We start from the raw sequence: 17,755 nt of genomic DNA on the forward strand, positions 1-17,755 counted from the left end.
TCGAGGAGACTTGCCATGAACATCGGGCACGCGGCCGCTGATACCGGCCTGTCGGTAAAAACCATCCGCTACTACGAGGAGATCGGACTGATCGAGGCCGACCGGGCCGCGAACGGCTACCGCGACTTCGGCGAGCGGCACCTCGACCAGCTCCGTTTCCTGGCGCAGGCGAGGCATCTCGGCTTCGGGCTGGACGAGTGCCGCCGCCTGCTGGAGCTGTACGCGGATCCCGACCGGACGAGCCGAAGCGTCCGCGACCTCGCGATCGAGAACCTCGAGTCCGTACGGGCCAAGATCACCCAGCTCCGCACACTCGAAACGCGGCTGGAGACGCTGATCGATCAGTGTCACGGCAACGACGACCCCGATTGCGCGATCCTCGACAGCCTTGAAAAGGGGGCCCACGACTGAAGGTGGTGCCGGTCGGCGCGGCTACTCCGGCAGACGGATGAACTCGCTGTCGTCTCCGGGCGGCAGGTTGAAACGCCCGTTGGCCCAGTCCGCGGCAGCCCATTCGCTCTTGGCGGCCTCGATCCGCTCTCGCGAGGAGGCGACGAAGTTCCACCAGATGTATCTGGGGCCGTTGAACGTCTCGCCCCCGAGCATCATCAGCCGCGCGCCCTGCTCTCCGGCCGTGATCGTCATCGCGTCGCCGGGCCTGAAGACCATCATCCGGCCGGCCTCGAAGGTGTCGCCGGAGATGACGACGGAGCCCTCGGTGACGTAGATCGCACGGTCCTCGTGGTCGTCCGGCAAGGGAATCCGCGCTCCGGGATCGAGCCGCGCGTCGGCGTAGAACATCTCTGAATGGACCCTTGCCGGGGCCCGCTCGCCCCAGGCGGTGCCGAGGATGAGCCGGACGTCCTTGCCCTCCCCCTGCAGAAACGGCAGCGCATCCGATCCGGAGTGCTCGAAGGTGGGGGCTTGGTCCTCCACTTCCTCGGGCAAGGCGATCCAGGTCTGGATCCCGAAAAGCGAATGCCGCGACTTGCGCGTCTCGGCCCTGGTCCGTTCCGAATGCGTGACACCCCGCCCGGCCGTCATCAGGTTCACCTCTCCGGGGAAAATCGTCTGGTGCGCGCCGGTACTGTCCCGGTGCTCGAACTCGCCGCGGTAGAGATAGGTCACGGTCGACAGCCCGATGTGCGGATGCGGCCGGACATCGATTCCGCCCTCGGTGATGAATTCGGCCGGACCCATCTGATCGAAGAAGATGAAGGGCCCGACCATCTGCCGGGCTGGCGCCGGAAGCGCCCGCCGGACCTCGAAGCCGCCGAGGTCGCGTGCCCGGGGCACGATCAGGGTGGAGATGGAGTCGAGGTCGCCCGCGTCGGGGCAACCAGGCTCGATTGCGGGGTTCCAGCTCACACCAGACTCCGAACTGCTTCGCGAATGGACCTCGGTGGCGCGACACGAGCGCCACCCCGTTGACGACAGGATAGCACGTCGCGCGTCCGTCACAGTACGAATTTGAATCGCCCGGCCCGCAGACAGGAAACGCCCAGATTCGCCGGCGTTTCACGATCGTGCTGGGCGCGACCTGACGACCAGGGGCGCCGGGGCGGCCTGAGCAGCTGCTTCATCTGTCAGGAGAATGGTGCGGTCGAGAAGACTCGAACTTCCACGGGTGTTACCCCACAGCGACCTCAACGCTGCGCGTCTACCAATTCCGCCACGACCGCACTGCCTTGGCTTGGTGGCGGGTCTCTAACGAAGCGCCCGGGGAATGTGAAGGGCAAAATTCGCCCTTCACGCAACGGCCCGTCGAGCACGGTCTCGGAGCGCCACGACGGCCAGCAGGATCAGGCCCAGGACGATCGCCGACCAGGCCAGACTCGGGCGGCCTCCGAAGAGAACCTGTCCCATGATCCGGTCGGGCATGAAGGTGAACAGCCCCGCAACGCCCAACGCGCCGAAGGCCAGGGACCGCATCCCGCGCCGGTGCGCCTCGATGCGGCCCGCCCGGGCATCGCAGACCGCGCGCCAGAGCCCGACAAGCGTGATCGGAACGAGGATATGGATCGGGCCGTAGGGTCCGACCACGGCCAGGCCGAAGCTCGGGATGAAGAGAGCGGTCAGTGCCAGCGCGGCCATGGCGGTCACCCAGACATATCCTCCGGCCCGGTGGATGTGGTCACGCCGGTCGCGCCAGATCTGCAGCGGCGCCAGTATCACCGCGACGAGCGCGGCGAGGAGATGGAGTTGGATGACGGGGCTCGTCGAAAGGATGGGATCGAAGGTCATTGGGCCTCCCTTGTCTTGCTGGATTGGAGCGGTGCTGGCAGTCTCCTCGCCGATCCCTCGCGGGGGCGTCGACGCCTCCTGCGCAAGTTGAGGCCGCCGCTTCGTGAACCGCCCTGCCCCGTCATCCGCGCTTCGTGAAATGCGGCGTCACATGAGCGACCCGCAGGTCGCGGCGGCCCTTGGCGGGGTCGGCGTGATTCTCGGGATCGCCGGGCCCTTCGGTACGGACGACGTTCTGCGGCCCCTGCCGCGTGTGGCCTATTGGCTCGCGGTCGCGGTCGTGACCTACGGGCTGGGTGTCCTCGCCGACCTGGTCATCAGCCGACCGCTCCGTCTGCGCGGCTGGCCCTCCTGGGCCAGGATTGCCCTGGACGGCGTCGTCACAGGCCTGCTCGCAAGCGCCGCCGTCACGCTGATCACGCTGGCTGCCCTCGGAAACCCGCCTGCCCGGGGCCGGGAGTGGGCGGGCTTCATCGCCGCCGTCATTCTGATCTCGATGACGATCTCAGCCGTCGGGGCCGTGCGCCGGGGGCGCCGGAAGGAGAGCGACAGCGGGGCTCCTGCGCTCCTGGGCCGGCTCCCGGTCGCGAAGCGGGGGAGCATCCTCGCGCTTTCCGCAGAAGATCACTATGTCAGGGTGCGGACAACGAAAGGGGACGCGCTCATCCTCATGCGACTGGCCGACGCCATTGCGGAGACCTCACCGGTCGAAGGCCTTCGGATTCACCGGTCGCACTGGGTGGCACTGGGCGCCGTAGCCGGGGTGACCCGGCGCGGCGACGGAGCGGAGATAACGCTCCCCACGGGAGAGACCGTGCCGGTCAGCCGCGCGAACATGGCCGGCCTGCGAGAAAAGGGACTGTTGTGATGGTCGAGTGGATCACCTCGCCGGGTCTCGTGGATTACGAGGAGGCCGTTTCCATCATGGAGGCGCGGGCCGAGGCCATCCGCCGCGGCACCGAGGGCGAGGCGATCTGGCTGCTGGAACACCCGCCGCTCTATACCGCCGGAACCTCGGCCGACCCGAAGGACCTGACCGACCCGGACCGCTTTCCCGTGATCCCGACGAAACGGGGTGGTCAGTATACCTACCACGGTCCCGGGCAGCGGGTGGCCTACGTCATGCTCGACGTCGCCGCCCGTGGGCGGGACGTGAGGCGGTTCGTCCATGACCTCGAGGACTGGATCATCGCCACGTTGGCGGAATTCACCGTGATCGGCGAGCGGCGCGAGGGCCGCGTGGGCGTCTGGGTGACGCGGAAGGACAAGCCTCTCACCGCGGCGGGGCTGCCCCCCGAGGACAAGATCGCCGCCCTGGGCATCCGCCTGCGCAAGTGGGTCTCCTTCCACGGGATCTCGATCAACGTCGAACCGGAGCTGGAGCATTTCTCCGGCATCGTGCCCTGCGGCATCGCGGAGCATGGCGTCACAAGCCTCGTGGACCTCGGCCTGCCGGTGACGATCGAGGATCTGGACGTCGCCCTGAAGAAGACCTTTCCGGAGGTCATGGGCGTCCCGGAACTGGCGGCGGAGCGGCGCTAGGGCTCAGTCCTCCAGAAGGTCCAGCCTCTCCGGCAGCGGCGGACAGGCCATCGGCTCCAGCCGCAACTGGGCAGTCACGACGAGCGTCAGCCGGACGGCCTCCTCCTCGAAACGCGGCTGCGTGGCGGCGATGGCCACGGGCCGGAAGGCGCCCATTGCGCCCGCGTCAGCGCAGGCGTCTTGCCAGACATCCGCGAGGGATTCCTTCAGCACCGGTTCGGAGGCGAGTTCTTCCGCCCGTTCCCGAAGCGCCCGGTCCACCGCGCGGTCGAGCCTCGGCTGCAGTCGGCGTCGCAGGTCGATCTCCAGCCCCCAGAGGTCGAGCTCGGCCCGTTCGAGGCGCGCCCGGCCGGTCGGTTCGAGCTCCAGCGAGTAGTCCCCCCGCAGCCTCGGAAGGGCACTGAGATCGACGCGAACGCGAAGGTCGACCGTCTCATCGAAGAAGATGCCGGCAAGACGGCCCTTCACGTCGATCTCTCCTTCCGCCACCGCCCGGAGACGCAGGCCGCCCTGCTGCGCCGGGCCGGCGCTCACCTCGCGGACCTTGGCGGACCATTCGAGTTCATCGTCCGAGAGACGGTCGGAGACATCCTTTCGGCGGCCCTGCCAGTCCCTGTCCAGATCATCGCTCAGGAGCCGGGTCACGGCCTCGTAGGGCAGCTCCAGCGTCACGGCCGCGTGGCTGCCGGGCGACTGCAGGCGCTCAGCCAGCGTCTCGGCCCAGGCGCCCTGCGCAACTGCCAGTAGGGCCCCGATAAAGGCGGCACGACGCATGTCACTTTGCTCCCGATGCCCGCGAGACGGCTTCCGGCTGTTGATCTGGCGCAAGGCGCGGGGAGGTCCAGTCGGCGAAGACCCGTCCCGGGAGCCGGGAGGACGGGACCGGCCGCGGCGAGGGAGACGACGGCGCGCCGCGGCCGGCGCCTGCGCTAATTCGGCGCAATACATTCGGGCCTCGAAATATTGCTCCCCCGGCGCGAGGGCTCTAGAACCCTCCCCGATGACACGCGTCCGACTCAAGGACGCGCGCGAGACGCATCTTGGGAGAGCCAAACATGGCAGACGCCGCCATTCACGGCCACGAGCACGAAGACCAGCGCGGGTTCTTCACCCGCTGGTTCATGTCGACGAACCACAAGGATATCGGGATCCTCTACCTGTTCCTCTCGGGCGTCGTCGGCTTCATCGCCGTGGCCTTCACCGTCTACATGCGCATGGAGCTGATGCAGCCCGGCGTTCAGTTCATGTGCCAGGAGGGCGCCCGGTTCCTGCCGGCCGCGCCCAGCGAGTGCACGCCGAACGGTCACCTCTGGAACGTTCTGATCACTTACCACGGCGTCCTGATGATGTTCTTCGTGGTGATCCCGGCGCTCTTCGGCGGCTTCGGCAACTACTTCATGCCGCTGCAGATCGGCGCGCCGGACATGGCCTTTCCGCGGCTGAACAACCTGTCGTTCTGGCTCTACGCGACCGGTGTCTCGCTCGGCGTCGCCTCGATGCTCTCTCCCGGCGGCAACGGCCAGCTGGGTTCGGGCGTGGGCTGGGTGCTCTACCCGCCGCTCTCGACCTCCGAGGCCGGCATGTCGATGGACCTCGCGATCTTCGCCGTCCACGTCTCTGGCGCCTCGTCGATCCTCGGCGCGATCAACATGATCACGACCTTCCTGAACATGCGCGCTCCGGGCATGACCCTCCACAAGGTGCCGCTCTTCTCCTGGTCGATCTTCGTCACCGCCTGGCTGATCCTCCTGGCCCTGCCCGTGCTGGCTGGCGCGATCACCATGCTGCTGACCGACCGGAACTTCGGGACCACCTTCTTCCAGCCCGCCGGCGGCGGTGACCCGGTGCTCTACCAGCACATCCTGTGGTTCTTCGGGCACCCCGAGGTCTACATCATCATCATCCCCGCCTTCGGCATCATCAGCCACGTGATCGCGACCTTCTCGAAGAAACCGATCTTCGGCTACCTGCCGATGGTCTACGCGATGGTGGCGATCGGCGTGCTCGGCTTCGTCGTCTGGGCGCACCACATGTACACCGTGGGCATGTCCCTGACCCAGCAGAGCTACTTCATGCTGGCGACCATGGTCATCGCGGTGCCGACGGGCGTGAAGATCTTCAGCTGGATCGCGACGATGTGGGGGGGCTCGGTCGAGTTCAAGACGCCCATGCTCTGGGCCTTCGGCTTCCTCTTCCTCTTCACCGTGGGCGGCGTGACGGGCATCGTCCTGTCGCAGGCCGGCATCGACCGCGCCTACCACGACACCTACTACGTCGTGGCGCACTTCCACTACGTGATGAGCCTCGGCGCGGTCTTCGGCATCTTCGCGGGCATCTACTTCTACCTGCCCAAGATGGCCGGCCGCATGATGCCGGAGTGGGTCGGCAAGACGCACTTCTGGGCGATGTTCATCGGCGCCAACCTGACGTTCTTCCCCCAGCACTTCCTGGGCCGTCAGGGCATGCCCCGCCGCTACATCGACTACCCCGAGGCCTTCGCGACCTGGAACATGGTCAGCTCGATCGGCGCCTTCATCGCCTTCGCGAGCTTCGTGTTCTTCATCGTGATGCTCTTCAAGACGCTGCTCGCCCCCAAGAACGCGACGCAGCCCAACCCCTGGAACGAGTGGGCCGACACGCTGGAGTGGACGCTGCCCTCGCCTCCGCCGGAGCACACCTTCGAGACGCTCCCGAAGAAGAGCGACTGGGACCGGACCCACGCGCACTAGGCGCTGACCTCCCAGCAAGCCCATGACGAAGGCCCCGGACTGACCTCCGGGGCCTTTGACATTTCGGCGGAGCGATACAAACTCTGCCTCTGCCGGTTCGATGGATCGAAGGAGCATCCTCCAATGTCGCAGCTGACCGAGAGCGGACGTCGCATCGTCTCCGAGACCGCGGCACGCCACGGCGTGACGGAGGATACGGTCGCCCGGATGTTCGCCGCCGTCGCGCGCGGCGGTGGAACACAGGCCCAGTTCGACATTCCCGAGCTCGGCGGCATGGGGCAGTGGAGCCAGGGTGGCATGACCATGGTCGGCGACATGTTCAACACCGGCCTCCAGGCCCGCGTCTCCGCCCTCTGCGCCGACCTCGCCCATGCGCTGCGCGACGACACCAGCTTCCAGCCGGCCGGGAACACACAATCGCAGAGCCAGAACGGCGCCGCGCCGTCCATGCCGCGCACAGCCTATTTCGAGCCCGAAGGGCGAACCGCCCGCTGGCCGGACGAATTCGGCCCGCCCTCCAGCGAGGGCGCCCAGAACGATACGGCCTACGCCGTCTTCCCGCAGGTGAGACGGCTGGCGATCGAGAGAAACGGCAGAGTGACGATCTACGATACCGGCGACCATCGGATTTCGGGCGTCTCGCAATCGCAGGGCGTGGGGCACGGACTGACCTTCACCAGCCAGCACGGACTGGTGGGCCTCAGCGACCTGCCCGAAGTATCTCCGAAGGAGCCGGCCGCCCCGGTGGACAGGGCTCCGGCCGGCACCGCCGCCCCAACCGCCCGGCCCGACCCGGAGGCCAGCAGCCCGGTCGCCGCCGAGACCCTCTCCGATGACGCGATCTTTTCACGGCTCGAGCGTCTCGCCGAGTTGCGCGACCGGGGCATTCTGAGCGACGAGGAGTTCGCGGCCAAGAAGGCCGAGCTTCTCGCCCGCCTCTGATCCACCGCCCTGCCCCATGCCCTACGAATGGACAGAGCCTCGCCCGGGAGGACCCGGAAATGCGCCGCTCGAGGAATGCCACCTCTGGCCGTTCCGCTCGCTCCCCCGGCGCGGAATGGTCGTGTTCATCGGCATCACCTGCGCCCTGGTCTCGATTCCCCTTCTCGCGGTCGTCGGCTCCCCCGTGCTCTGGGGGCTTCTGCCTTTCCTCATCATCGCGATCGGCGGGGTCTGGTGGGCGATCGAACGCAGCTACCGGGACGGCACCGTCCTCGAAGTCCTGCGCCTCTGGCCGGACCGAGTTGCCCTCACCCGCCACAATCCGCGCGGCCCCCGGCAGGAGTGGGAGGCCAACCCCTACTGGGTCGACGTCCGGCTGCACGCCGATGGCGGACCGGTCGAGGACTATCTCACGCTCAAGGGTAACGGCCGGGAGGTCGAACTCGGCGCCTTTCTCGCGCCGGAGGAGCGGAAGGCGCTCCACGACGATCTGACCGGCCGCATCGCTCGGCTGCGTGCGCCATGAGCCAGGCGCCCGCCACTCCCAAATCGCGGCGCGCCTCCAGGCTCCTCCGGGCGCGGCTCGGCATGTCGCAGGGCGACCTCCTCCCCTCCGAGCGTGCGGCGCTGGCCCTCCGCGAAAAGCCGGCAGAGCCCCCGGTCGACCCCACCGTCGTCTTCCTTCTGCCCCTCGTCGGGGCGCACCACGTCACGGACCCGCGCGCGGTCGCCGAACGACTCACCCGCACGCTGGAGAGCTTTCGCGCGCAGACCGATCCGCAGTGGAGGGCGGTGGTCTGCAGCCAGGAGAACCCGGGGCTTCCGGAGGACGACCGTATCAGTTTCCTGCCCTTCACCGATGCGATGGAGGGCAACGACAAATGGGCGAAGCTCGACCGCCTCTGCCGTCACCTGCCCGATCTGGGCCCGGAGCTTGGCTACGTCATGCCCTTCGACGCCGACGATCTGCTCCACCCCGGGGCGGTCGAGGAGATGCGCAAACGGATGGAGCCGGGCGGCTACCTCGTCACCACCGGATACGTCCGGGACGTGGCATCGGGCATCATCGGGCGAGCCGCTCCTCCCTCACCGGCGGCCCCCCTGCGCAAGCCCTTCTGGAAGCTCTGCGGGAGCTGCGCGGCCTTCGCGACCGATCTGCGGGACGCGCGCGGGCCCGCCTTCCTCGCGGCGGCGACGGCGCACGAACACCGGATGTTTCCATATCTAGCGCGGCTGGCAGGACGGCCGCTGTCGCCGCTCTCCCGGCCATCGGTGCTCTACGAGCTCAATCACGGAGAGAACTTCGGCGCACGACGCGGCCGGGTCGGGTTCAAGACGCGCTTCACGCGCCGCTTCGCCGTGACCGATCGCGCCGAACTCGCGCGGATCGCCGAGGATTTCGCCCTCTAGCCGCCACCTGGCCCGCGGGACGGCGGGCGGGGCGCCTTCCTCCGCCGCGGGGCGGAGGAACAGCGTCGTCCGCCGTCAACCGGCGAGACGGTCCTTGACCATCGGCCCGACCTTGCCGAAATCCATCTGCCCTGCGTGGCGGGCCTTCAGAGCGGCCATGACGCGCCCCATGTCGCGGATCGAATCCGCGCCGGTCTCGGCGATGGCCTGGTCGACGGCCGCCTCCGTCTCCTCCGCGTCGAGCTGGCGCGGCAGAAACTCGGATATCACCTCGATTTCCGCCTGCTCCCGCGCTGCGAGGTCGAGCCGTCCGCCCTCCTCGTAGGCCCGCGCGCTCTCCTGCCGCTGCTTGACCATCTTGCCCAGGATCGCCAGCACCTCGTCATCGGAAACGCCGCCCGCGGCGCCCTCCTCGCCGGTGCGCGCGGCGATATCCCGGTCCTTGATGGCGGCATTGATCAGCCGCAACGTCGAAAGTCGTTCGGCCTCCTTCGACCGCATCGCGGCCTTCAGGGCCTCGTTGACCCGCTCTCGCAGTTCCATTGTCCCGATGTCCCCTTGCGGTCGCCGCCCATCCCCGGCGGCTTCACAGAAGTCGGACACTACTCAGAGGGCCTGCCGCTGACAACCGCGCGAGCCTTCTGCCGACCCTGGGTCAAGCGCCCTTGACCCCGCCGGACGGCACTCGTACCTGAGCACCGTTTACCCGCACACCGCCGCCGCAGGAGAGAGCCATGCCGGAGAGCCCCAGCCACCCGACCGCCTGCCTCGCGCTGGCCGACGGAACGCTCTTCTATGGCCGCGGCTTCGGTGCGACCGGCCAGACGACGGCGGAGCTTTGCTTCAACACCGCGATGACCGGCTACCAGGAGATCATGACCGATCCCTCCTACGCCGGGCAGGTGGTTACCTTCACCTTCCCGCACGTCGGAAACGTCGGCGTGAACCCCGAGGACGACGAGACTCAGGACCCGGTCGCGGAGGGAATGGTCGTGAAGTGGGATCCGACCGAGCCCTCGAACTGGCGGGCCGCCGAGGCGCTGCAGCCCTGGCTCGCGCGCCGCGGCCGGATCGGGATCGGCGGCGTCGATACCCGCCGGCTCACCCGTGCGATCCGCCAGCAGGGCGCGCCGCATGTGGCGCTCGCGCACGACCCCGAGGGAAAGTTCGACATCGACGCCCTCGTGAAGGCCGCCCGCGCCTTCCGCGGTCTCGAGGGGCGCGACCTCGCCAAGGGCGTCACCTGCGCCCAGTCCTACCGCTGGGACGAGACCCGCTGGGCCTGGCCCGAGGGCTTCGGCCGTCTGGACCAGCCGCGCCACCGCGTCGTCGCCATCGACTATGGCGCCAAGCGCAACATCCTGCGCTCTCTCGCCTCCGTCGGCTGCGAGGTGACCGTGCTCCCGGCGACCGCGACGGCCGACGAGGTCCTGGCGCTCGCGCCCGATGGCGTCTTCCTCTCCAATGGCCCCGGCGATCCGGCAGCAACCGGGCAGTACGCGGTACCGATGATTTCCGAGGTGCTGGATCGCAGCGAACTGCCGGTCTTCGGCATCTGCCTGGGCCACCAGATGCTCGCCCTCGCGCTCGGCGCCCGGACCATCAAGATGAACCACGGGCATCACGGCGCGAACCATCCGGTAAAGGACGTGGAGACCGGCAAGGTCGAGATCACCTCGATGAACCACGGTTTCACGGTCGACAGCCAGACCCTGCCCGCGGGCGTTCGCGAGACGCATGTCAGCCTCTTCGACGGGTCCAACTGCGGAGTCCGGATGACCGACCGGCCGGTCTTCTCGGTCCAGTACCATCCCGAAGCCAGCCCGGGTCCGCAGGACAGCGCCTATCTCTTCGAGCGCTTTGCCGCCGCCATGGCCGAACGCGCCAGTTAACCTAACGTTAGCCATGGCCGGGCAATGCTCCGTCCGACCCTTGGAAGGGACGGTACGGCATGACGGGACAGGCACCACAGGTTTTTGCGCAGCCCCCCGGCCAGCCTGAGGCAGCACCCGACGTACGGCTCGTCGAAGCCTACGGTCCGGCACGGTGTCTTCACGATGGCATCCTTCCCTTTCGCAACGTCGGGGGCTGCACGCTCGTCCTGACGACGCGCCTGCCCGTCGGGAGGCACCATCGCGACCGTCTTACGCGCCTCTTCGGCGCGGTCCGTTTCGCCACGGCGGACGAACGGCAGCTTGAACGGGGTGTGCGCGCGGTGAGCGAGGCGGCGCTCCTGCGCCGGGCTGAGGCACGCGTTCCCCGGCGCGAGAGCAGCCGCCTCTGGGCCAGGCGGCGCAACGGCGCCCTTGCGCTTGTCGCGGCCGGGCTCGTGGCTGCCGCCTCTGCTGCGGCGCCGGTCGCCGTGCTGCTCGCCCTCATCGGATTGGCCACGACGCTCCTCGTGCTCTCGACGGCACTGAAGCTGGCCGCCGCCCTTGCCAGTCCCGCCCGACGCCTCAAAACCCACGACCGGAGCGCCGACCGACCGACAATCTCCCTGCTCGTTCCGCTGTTTCGCGAGCGGGACATCGCGGGGCATCTGCTGAAGCGGCTCGAGGCCCTCGACTACCCCCGCGCGCGGCTCGAGGTCTGCCTGATCCTCGAGGCCGACGACCGGACGACGGCAGCGGCGCTGGACACCTTGTCCCTGCCCGCCTGGGTCCGCACGCTCTCGGTCCCGGCCGGCACGCTCCGCACCAAGCCGCGTGCGCTGAACTACGCCCTGGATTTCACGCATGGGGAGATCGTCGGCGTCTACGACGCCGAGGACGCGCCGGCCCCCGACCAGCTTCTGGTGATTGCCGAGCGCTTCGCCCGGCGTGGCCCGCAGGTCGCCTGCCTGCAGGGGACGCTCGACTACTACAACGTCGCCGCTGGCTGGCTGACGCGCTGCTTCACGCTCGAATACGCCGTGTGGTTCCGTGTGGTCCTGCCCGGCCTCGCCCGGATGGGTCTCGTCGTGCCGCTGGGCGGGACGACGCTCTTCCTGCGCCGCACTGCGCTGGAGCATCTCGGGGCATGGGACGCCCACAACGTCACCGAGGATGCCGATCTAGGCCTGCGACTTGCGCGCCACGGATACCGCACGGAGCTGATCGGGACCGTGACCGAGGAAGAGGCGACGAGCAGTGTCGCCCCCTGGGTCCGCCAGAGGTCGCGCTGGCTGAAGGGTTACGCGATGACCTACGCGGTCCACATGCGCGACCCCGCGCACCTCCTGCGCGACCTCGGTACCTGGCGCACCGCCGGCGTGCAACTCGTCTACCTCGGGACCGTGCTGCAGTTCGCCCTCGCCCCGCTACTCTGGCTGAGCTTCTGGCTCCTGCCCGCGACCCTGGGCGAGGCTTTGCCGGGCGCCGCCTGGTGGGCGCTCCTGATCCTCTTCCTCGCCGCCGAAGCGGTGAACCTGGTGTTGGCGCTGGTCGCCGCCCGCCGCGCGGGGAAACCGGGGTTGGCACTCTGGGCGCCGACACTCGTGTTCTATTTCCCGCTGGCGACACTCGCGCTCTACCGGGCGCTCTGGCAGCTCTTCCTGCGGCCGTTCTACTGGGACAAGACGGCTCATGGAGCCTCGCTCGCGCAGGAGCTTACTCCGCCGCCTCGACCGCCGCCGCGTCCAGCTTCAGGCGCGTGACGAAGGCCTTCGAAATGTGCTCCCGCAGGGCCTGGTCGGCCGCCTCGCCGTCGCCGGCCTCGATGGCGCTGACGATCTGCGCATGCTCGCGCAGCGTGTCCTCGGGCCGCCCGTCCGCCGCGATGGAGGTCGAGGCGAGCAGCGCCATGGATCGGTGAACCAGGTCGAGCTGCTGCACAAGGAACCGGTTGTGCGACGCCAAATGGATCTGCTTGTGAAACCGTCGGTTGGCCCGCGCCATCGCGTCGGGATCGGACACCAGCGCCTGATCCGCCTCGAGCATGTCCCGCAGCACGCGCACCTCCTCCGGAGCGGCGTGTCGCGCTGCCAGGCGCGCGGCGAGACCTTCGAGCTCGCCGCGGACGACGTAGAGCTCCGAGAGCTGTGAATGATCGAGCGAGGCGACGATCAGTGACCGCCCGTCCCGCGTCAGCAGGGACTGCGTCTCGAGCCGCTGGAGCGCCTCCCGGATCGGGGTGCGCGACACGCCGAAGCGATCGGCCAACTCGCTTTCGACGAGCCGGTCGCCGGGCTTGTAGAGCCCGGTGTCGATCGCATCGAGGATCAGCCCGTAGGCGTCCTTCTGCGCGGGCCGCGTCTCCGGCATGCGAGGCTCCTGCCGTTCAGGTCCCGCGATCCTATCCGCTCGGCGGCCTCTGCGGCAAGCCGGTTGCGGCGGCCCTCTCCCTGCGCGACAAGGCGGCATGGTCGCCGCCAGCTTTTCCCACGTCCGCGTCTGGGTCTTCGACCTCGACAATACGCTCTACGACCCGTCGGCCCGGCTCTTCGCCCAGATCGAGACGCGCATGGCCGCCTGGATCATGCGGGAGCTCGACGTGGACGAGGTCGAGGCCCAGCGCCTGCGCGCCGACTACTGGCGAGGGCACGGCACCACGCTCTCCGGCCTCATGGTCGAGCACGGCGTCGATCCGGTGCCCTTCCTCGAGGACGTGCACGACATCGATCTTTCCGGTCTCACCCCGGACCCTGCGCTGGCCGGGGCCATCGGCGCCTTGCCCGGCCGCCGGATCGTCTTCACCAACGGGGACCGTCCCTATGCGCACCGCGTCCTCGCCGCCCGCGGGCTGACCGACTGCTTCGACGCCGTCTACGGAATCGAGCATGCGGACTATCGCCCCAAGCCGCAGCAGGCCGCCTACGAGGCCGTTTTCGCGCTCGACAGCCTCCTTCCGAGCGAAGGCGCGATGTTCGAGGACGATCCGCGCAACCTTGCCGTGCCGCACAGCCTCGGGATGCGGACCGTCCTGGTGGGGCCAGAACCGCTGCCGCAGGACCATATCCACCATCACACGTCCGACCTGACGGATTTTCTGTCGCAGCTCTCCGCCCTTTCCGGTCCCCGCGGCGCGGCCTAGCTTGCGCGCCATGAGCTTCGACGCCGACATCTTCATTTCCGGGGGCGGCGTGGCCGGCCTGACCGCCGCCGCGACCTTCGGCGCGGCGGGCTTCTCGGTGGTCTGCGCGGACCCGGCCCCGCCCGTCACCGACGAGGCGGCCGAGGGCGCGGACCTCCGCACCACGGCCTTCCTTCAGCCCGCACGCGACCTGCTCGACGAGGCCGGCCTCTGGGACCGCCTTGCCCCTTACGCGACAGAGTTACGCACCATGCGCATCGTCGACGCCGGCGGCGAGCAGGCGGAGGCGCGCGTCACCCGCGATTTCGACAGCGCCGACCTCGGCGACGCGCCGTTCGGCTGGAACCTCCCGAACTGGCTGCTCCGGCGCGAGATGCTCGCACGCATCGAGGACCTGCCCACTGTCGACTTCCGCCCCGGCACGGGTTTCCGCGCGATGCTGACCCGCGAACGCGAAGCCCGGGTCACGCTGACCGACGGGGCCCGCCTTCGGGCTCGCCTTGTGATCGGGGCCGACGGACGGGGCAGCCCGGTGCGGGAGGCGGCCGGGATCGGCGTGCACACGATGCGATACGGGCAGAAGGCCGTCACCTGCGCGATGACCCACGAGGCGCCGCACGGGAACGTCTCGACCGAGATCCATCGGACGGGCGGCCCGTTCACCCTCGTCCCTCTCCCCGACCACGAGGGTCGGCCCTGCTCGGCGCTCGTCTGGATGGTGCCCGGCCCGGAGGCACAGCGCCTCGCCGCGCTCGAGCCCGAGACCTTCGAGACCGAGGCGACGGAGCGCAGCGCCCACCTTTATGGTCCGCTCACCCTTGCATCGCGCCGCATGGTCTGGCCGATCATCAGCCAGCTGGCCGACCGGATGAGCGCCGAGCGCACTGCGCTCATGGCCGAGGCCGCGCATGTCATGCCGCCCATCGGCGCGCAGGGACTGAACACGAGCCTGGCCGACCTCCGCGTCCTCCTCGACCTCGCCCGCGAGGCGCCAGACAGCCTTGGCGACCGTCAGATGCTTGACCGCTATCATCGCCGTCGCCATCCCGACGTCCGCCTGCGCGTCCAGGGCATCGACCTGCTCAACCGGACGTCCATGGCCGCGGCCCCCGCCCTTCGCGACCTCCGCGCAAGGGGCATCGAAACGCTCTACGGCATTGCTCCGCTCCGACGGTCGCTCATGCGGCTCGGCCTCGGCGCACGGTCCTGAAAGCCACCGTATCGCCAAGTTCGCGACGCGGTGAGGCCCCGACTCACCACGACTTTCGGGGGAACACTGCAGGCGCCCTCGAAGGCGCCGCGCCGAGGGGGCAGACGTGGACACGACGATCATTCTGAACGGGTATTCCGTTCTCGACGACCCGTCCGTGGGTACGACGAGCGGAGCCGGCTATCAGGGTGGCGGCCAAATCACGGTCAGCGGTGGCACGCAGCCGTTCGAAAGCGATGATATCGTCACCTTCCAGGTGAAGGACGCGACGAGCGATCTCGAGGTGGACGGTTCGAGCTCGATCATCGGGATCACCGTCTACGATTCCGCCGACGACTACCTGAGCGGAACCGTGAAGTACGACTACGGCCCGATGAACCCCGATCAGACCGCAACGATCCAGTCTGACCTGAGCGGGCTTGGCGACATCTACCTGCGCTTCAACGGCAGCGTCCTCGTGTCGGACGATCCCGACGCGCCGCAGCTGTCGAACATCTTCGCCGTCGCCGGAACGGATCTGCGCCAGGTCGCCGAGGGCGAGACCCTGACCGTCGACCGCTACGTCGACAACGACTACGACGAGGACGGCACGATCGAGAGCGGCACGGTCGAGGAGGCCAACGCCGCGTTCGCGACCCAGAACAACCAGATGACGGTCATCTGCCTGGCCGCCGGAACCCTCGTGGAGACGCCCGACGGCCCGCGACAGGTGGAGACTTTGGTGCCGGGCGACCTCGTCACGACCCTGGACGACGGTCCGCAGCCGCTGGCCTGGATCGGCCGCCGCCGCGTTCCCGCAGACAAGGAGCACGCGCCCATCCGCATCGCGGCCGGCACGCTCGGCGCCATGCGGGATGTCTACGTCTCGCCGAACCATCGGATGCTCATCGAGGGGCAGATGGCCGAGCTTCTCTTCGGCGAAGCGGAGATGCTCGTCGCTGCGAAGCATCTTATCAACGACAAGACGATCCGCCCCGTGCCACGCGACGAGATCGAGTACGTCCACGTTCTCTTCGACCGCCACCAGATCATCTTCGCGGAGGGCGCCCTGACCGAGAGCATGCACCCGGGCTGCGAGGCTATGCGGTCGCTCGCGCCCGAGACGCGAGACGAGCTTCTGGAACTCTTCCCCGAGCTGGAGCGCCGTCCCCTCTCGCGTCCGGCGCTTACTGCGCGGGAGGCTCGCCTGCTGCGCGCCTGAGATTGCCTGAGGGCCGCGCGCCGGGATATTCTTGCGCATGGTGACCATGCACGTTCCCTTCAGCGCGATTCTCTGGGTCGCCGATGGCGTCTTCGGACCCGATCACGCGGTGCTTGCGCCTTCCGACCGCCTGCTCGAAATCTCCGACAAGGCCAGCCGGCGCGGTCTCAGACAGGCGGTGGTCTCGAACGGAGAGGCCTCCGCGCTGGAGCCCCAGCTCGCTGCCCTGCCCGAAGCGGAGACCGTGATCGGCACCGACGACCTGACGAGGGCCGCCGAGGAGATGGGACTCGAGCCGCCCGAGATCCTGCTCGTCTCGACGTCGAGCGCGACGATCCACGAAGCGGCACGCGCCGGTTTCCGGACGTTCAAGTTCTCGACCCTCGCCCTCGACGCGCTCGACGCGCGCCTGCCCTCGCCCCGGCGCTAGAGCGGGCCGGGCCGGCGCTCCTCGGTCAGCAGGACGTTCGCCTCCACGTTGCCGATCCCGGGCAGGGTCATGATCCGCCGTCGCAACACCCGCTCGAAGTCGGCGAGGTCCCGGGCCACGACACGCAGCCTGTAGTCGTAGAGACCAAGCACGTGTTCGACCATCCGCACCTCGGGAATCGCGGTGACCGCGCGCTCGAAGTCCTCCAGCCCGACGCGCCCCTTGGTCGCCAGCTTCACCCCGAGGAAGACCGTCACGCCGAGCCCGAGCTTTTCCGGGTCGAGCCGCAGCCGTCGCCCCCTGAGAACGCCCGCCTGCTCCAGCCGGCGGATCCGGCGCCAGGTTGCCGGCTGCGAGAGGCCCACCTTGCGGCCGAGGGCCCCGGCGGACTGCCCCGCGTCCTCCATCAGCAGGCGCACGAGGGCGAGGTCGGTGTCGTCGGGCGCGCTCATACCGGCAGACCTCCCTCGTCCTTGACGGTCGAGATGGTCAGCAGCGCTTCGATGTCGGCGATGTGCGGCAGCGTCAGGATCCGGTCGCGGTAGACCTCCTGGTAGTGCGCCATGTCCCGGGCGATGACCGCAAGGCGCAGGTCGACGCGGCCGAGGAAGGTCTGGATCTCGATGACCTCGGGGATCTCCCGCGCCGCCGACATCAACTCGTCGAGCGCGCGCGGAGCGGCCTTGTCGACGGTAACCCGGAGCGAGACATGCACGGCGAAACCGAGCGCGGCCCAGTCGACCACTGCTTCGCGCCCCTGGATGATCCCCTCCGACTCCATCCGTTCCACGCGCCGCGCGGCCCGCGCGGGTGTGGTCCGAGCGAGGTCCGCGAGGTCGGGCATCGAGAGCCCGGGATCCGCCTGGAGCTGCCTGAGAATCCGTCTGTCGATGTCGTCGAGCATGAAACTGGCGATAATTGCCGAAACGGCGAATAGCAATCTTCACTTGAAGCCGCTTTTGCCCACCCGCGCATCTCGATCCCTAGACTGCAACGGATATTGTGCGCGCCGTAACACCAACGAAAGGGATGACCCG

The 17,755-nt window shown here is 68.7% G+C and carries 20 protein-coding genes and 1 tRNA gene; 13 read left to right on the forward strand and 8 right to left on the reverse strand.

Features of this window, described 5'->3' with window-relative positions:
• Nucleotides 1-15 precede the first annotated feature (15 nt).
• Entirely contained in the window at nucleotides 16-411 is a 396-nt protein-coding gene (locus F3S47_RS02330) for a MerR family DNA-binding protein (protein WP_150443596.1), read from the forward strand.
• 21 nt (nucleotides 412-432) lie between these two features.
• On the opposite strand, the gene F3S47_RS02335 is transcribed toward F3S47_RS02330, so the two are convergent.
• The 3 genes from F3S47_RS02335 to F3S47_RS02345 all read right to left on the reverse strand — a co-directional run bounded on the left by F3S47_RS02335 (nucleotide 433) and on the right by F3S47_RS02345 (nucleotide 2,244).
• The gene (locus F3S47_RS02335) at nucleotides 433-1,368 is read right to left on the reverse strand and encodes a pirin family protein (protein WP_150443597.1); all 936 of its coding nucleotides are present in this window, start codon (nucleotides 1,366-1,368) and stop codon (nucleotides 433-435) included.
• A gap of 227 nt (nucleotides 1,369-1,595) precedes the next feature.
• A tRNA-Leu gene (locus F3S47_RS02340) sits at nucleotides 1,596-1,682 on the reverse strand.
• Between the two features lie 67 nt (nucleotides 1,683-1,749).
• Nucleotides 1,750-2,244: a DUF2306 domain-containing protein gene (locus F3S47_RS02345; protein WP_150443598.1), complete on the reverse strand. Its 495-nt coding sequence runs from the start codon at nucleotides 2,242-2,244 to the stop codon at nucleotides 1,750-1,752.
• Nucleotides 2,245-2,395: 151 nt separating this feature from the next.
• Between F3S47_RS02345 and F3S47_RS02350 the strand changes: the two genes are divergently transcribed.
• Both F3S47_RS02350 and lipB read left to right on the forward strand, forming a co-directional pair.
• Complete coding sequence (locus F3S47_RS02350) at nucleotides 2,396-3,112, forward strand: LytTR family DNA-binding domain-containing protein (RefSeq protein ID WP_191090053.1); 717 nt, start codon at nucleotides 2,396-2,398, stop codon at nucleotides 3,110-3,112.
• Complete coding sequence (gene lipB, locus F3S47_RS02355) at nucleotides 3,112-3,786, forward strand: lipoyl(octanoyl) transferase LipB (protein WP_150443600.1); 675 nt, start codon at nucleotides 3,112-3,114, stop codon at nucleotides 3,784-3,786. Before F3S47_RS02350 ends, lipB begins: the two co-directional genes overlap by 1 nt.
• 3 nt (nucleotides 3,787-3,789) lie before the next feature.
• Here lipB and F3S47_RS02360 read toward each other — a convergent pair whose 3' ends face one another.
• Nucleotides 3,790-4,560, reverse strand: coding sequence for a DUF4403 family protein (locus F3S47_RS02360; protein WP_191090054.1), 771 nt, complete (start codon nucleotides 4,558-4,560; stop codon nucleotides 3,790-3,792).
• Nucleotides 4,561-4,841: 281 nt separating this feature from the next.
• On the opposite strand from F3S47_RS02360, the gene ctaD reads away from it, so the two are divergent.
• The 4 genes from ctaD to F3S47_RS02380 all read left to right on the forward strand — a co-directional run bounded on the left by ctaD (nucleotide 4,842) and on the right by F3S47_RS02380 (nucleotide 8,867).
• On the forward strand, nucleotides 4,842-6,515 hold the full coding sequence (gene ctaD / locus F3S47_RS02365; RefSeq protein ID WP_150443602.1) for a cytochrome c oxidase subunit I: 1,674 nt from the start codon (nucleotides 4,842-4,844) through the stop codon (nucleotides 6,513-6,515).
• 123 nt (nucleotides 6,516-6,638) lie between these two features.
• Complete coding sequence (locus F3S47_RS02370; protein WP_150443603.1) at nucleotides 6,639-7,457, forward strand: SHOCT domain-containing protein; 819 nt, start codon at nucleotides 6,639-6,641, stop codon at nucleotides 7,455-7,457.
• Between the two features lie 16 nt (nucleotides 7,458-7,473).
• Entirely contained in the window at nucleotides 7,474-7,983 is a 510-nt protein-coding gene (locus F3S47_RS02375; protein ID WP_150443604.1) for a DUF2244 domain-containing protein, read from the forward strand.
• A complete protein-coding gene (locus F3S47_RS02380; protein ID WP_150443605.1) occupies nucleotides 7,980-8,867 on the forward strand; it encodes a glycosyltransferase family A protein in 888 nt (295 codons plus the stop codon). The genes F3S47_RS02375 and F3S47_RS02380 overlap by 4 nt, the downstream gene beginning before the upstream one ends.
• A gap of 75 nt (nucleotides 8,868-8,942) precedes the next feature.
• Here the strand turns inward: F3S47_RS02380 and F3S47_RS02385 are convergent, their stop codons facing one another.
• Nucleotides 8,943-9,410 (reverse strand): GatB/YqeY domain-containing protein, encoded by a 468-nt coding sequence (locus tag F3S47_RS02385; protein WP_150443606.1) that lies wholly within the window; start codon nucleotides 9,408-9,410, stop codon nucleotides 8,943-8,945.
• Between the two features lie 191 nt (nucleotides 9,411-9,601).
• On the opposite strand from F3S47_RS02385, the gene carA reads away from it, so the two are divergent.
• Entirely contained in the window at nucleotides 9,602-10,759 is a 1,158-nt protein-coding gene (carA, locus tag F3S47_RS02390) for a glutamine-hydrolyzing carbamoyl-phosphate synthase small subunit (RefSeq protein ID WP_150443607.1), read from the forward strand.
• Between the two features lie 59 nt (nucleotides 10,760-10,818).
• A complete protein-coding gene (locus F3S47_RS02395; RefSeq protein WP_150443608.1) occupies nucleotides 10,819-12,501 on the forward strand; it encodes a glycosyltransferase family 2 protein in 1,683 nt (560 codons plus the stop codon).
• Here F3S47_RS02395 and F3S47_RS02400 read toward each other — a convergent pair.
• Entirely contained in the window at nucleotides 12,455-13,108 is a 654-nt protein-coding gene (locus F3S47_RS02400; RefSeq protein ID WP_150443609.1) for a GntR family transcriptional regulator, read from the reverse strand. The two genes, F3S47_RS02395 and F3S47_RS02400, sit on opposite strands and share 47 nt — an antisense overlap.
• A 97-nt stretch (nucleotides 13,109-13,205) precedes the next feature.
• On the opposite strand from F3S47_RS02400, the gene F3S47_RS02405 reads away from it, so the two are divergent.
• The 4 genes from F3S47_RS02405 (at nucleotide 13,206) to F3S47_RS02420 (ending at nucleotide 16,718) form a co-directional block, all read left to right on the forward strand.
• Nucleotides 13,206-13,877 (forward strand): pyrimidine 5'-nucleotidase, encoded by a 672-nt coding sequence (locus F3S47_RS02405; protein WP_150443610.1) that lies wholly within the window; start codon nucleotides 13,206-13,208, stop codon nucleotides 13,875-13,877.
• A 10-nt stretch (nucleotides 13,878-13,887) separates the two neighbouring features.
• Nucleotides 13,888-15,087 (forward strand): UbiH/UbiF family hydroxylase, encoded by a 1,200-nt coding sequence (locus F3S47_RS02410; protein ID WP_150443611.1) that lies wholly within the window; start codon nucleotides 13,888-13,890, stop codon nucleotides 15,085-15,087.
• A gap of 106 nt (nucleotides 15,088-15,193) precedes the next feature.
• Nucleotides 15,194-16,288: a Hint domain-containing protein gene (locus F3S47_RS02415; protein ID WP_150443612.1), complete on the forward strand. Its 1,095-nt coding sequence runs from the start codon at nucleotides 15,194-15,196 to the stop codon at nucleotides 16,286-16,288.
• A 37-nt stretch (nucleotides 16,289-16,325) separates the two neighbouring features.
• Nucleotides 16,326-16,718, forward strand: a complete 393-nt coding sequence (locus tag F3S47_RS02420) for an HAD family hydrolase (RefSeq protein ID WP_150443613.1) — start codon at nucleotides 16,326-16,328, stop codon at nucleotides 16,716-16,718.
• Here F3S47_RS02420 and F3S47_RS02425 read toward each other — a convergent pair.
• Entirely contained in the window at nucleotides 16,715-17,170 is a 456-nt protein-coding gene (locus F3S47_RS02425; RefSeq protein ID WP_150443614.1) for an Lrp/AsnC family transcriptional regulator, read from the reverse strand. The two genes, F3S47_RS02420 and F3S47_RS02425, sit on opposite strands and share 4 nt — an antisense overlap.
• Complete coding sequence (locus F3S47_RS02430) at nucleotides 17,167-17,622, reverse strand: Lrp/AsnC family transcriptional regulator (RefSeq protein WP_150444191.1); 456 nt, start codon at nucleotides 17,620-17,622, stop codon at nucleotides 17,167-17,169. Before F3S47_RS02430 ends, F3S47_RS02425 begins: the two co-directional genes overlap by 4 nt.
• Nucleotides 17,623-17,755: the final 133 nt, after the last annotated feature.

The organism is Histidinibacterium aquaticum (genome assembly GCF_008710275.1).
GTDB classification, from domain to species: Bacteria; Pseudomonadota; Alphaproteobacteria; order Rhodobacterales; family Rhodobacteraceae; genus Oceanicola; species Oceanicola aquaticus.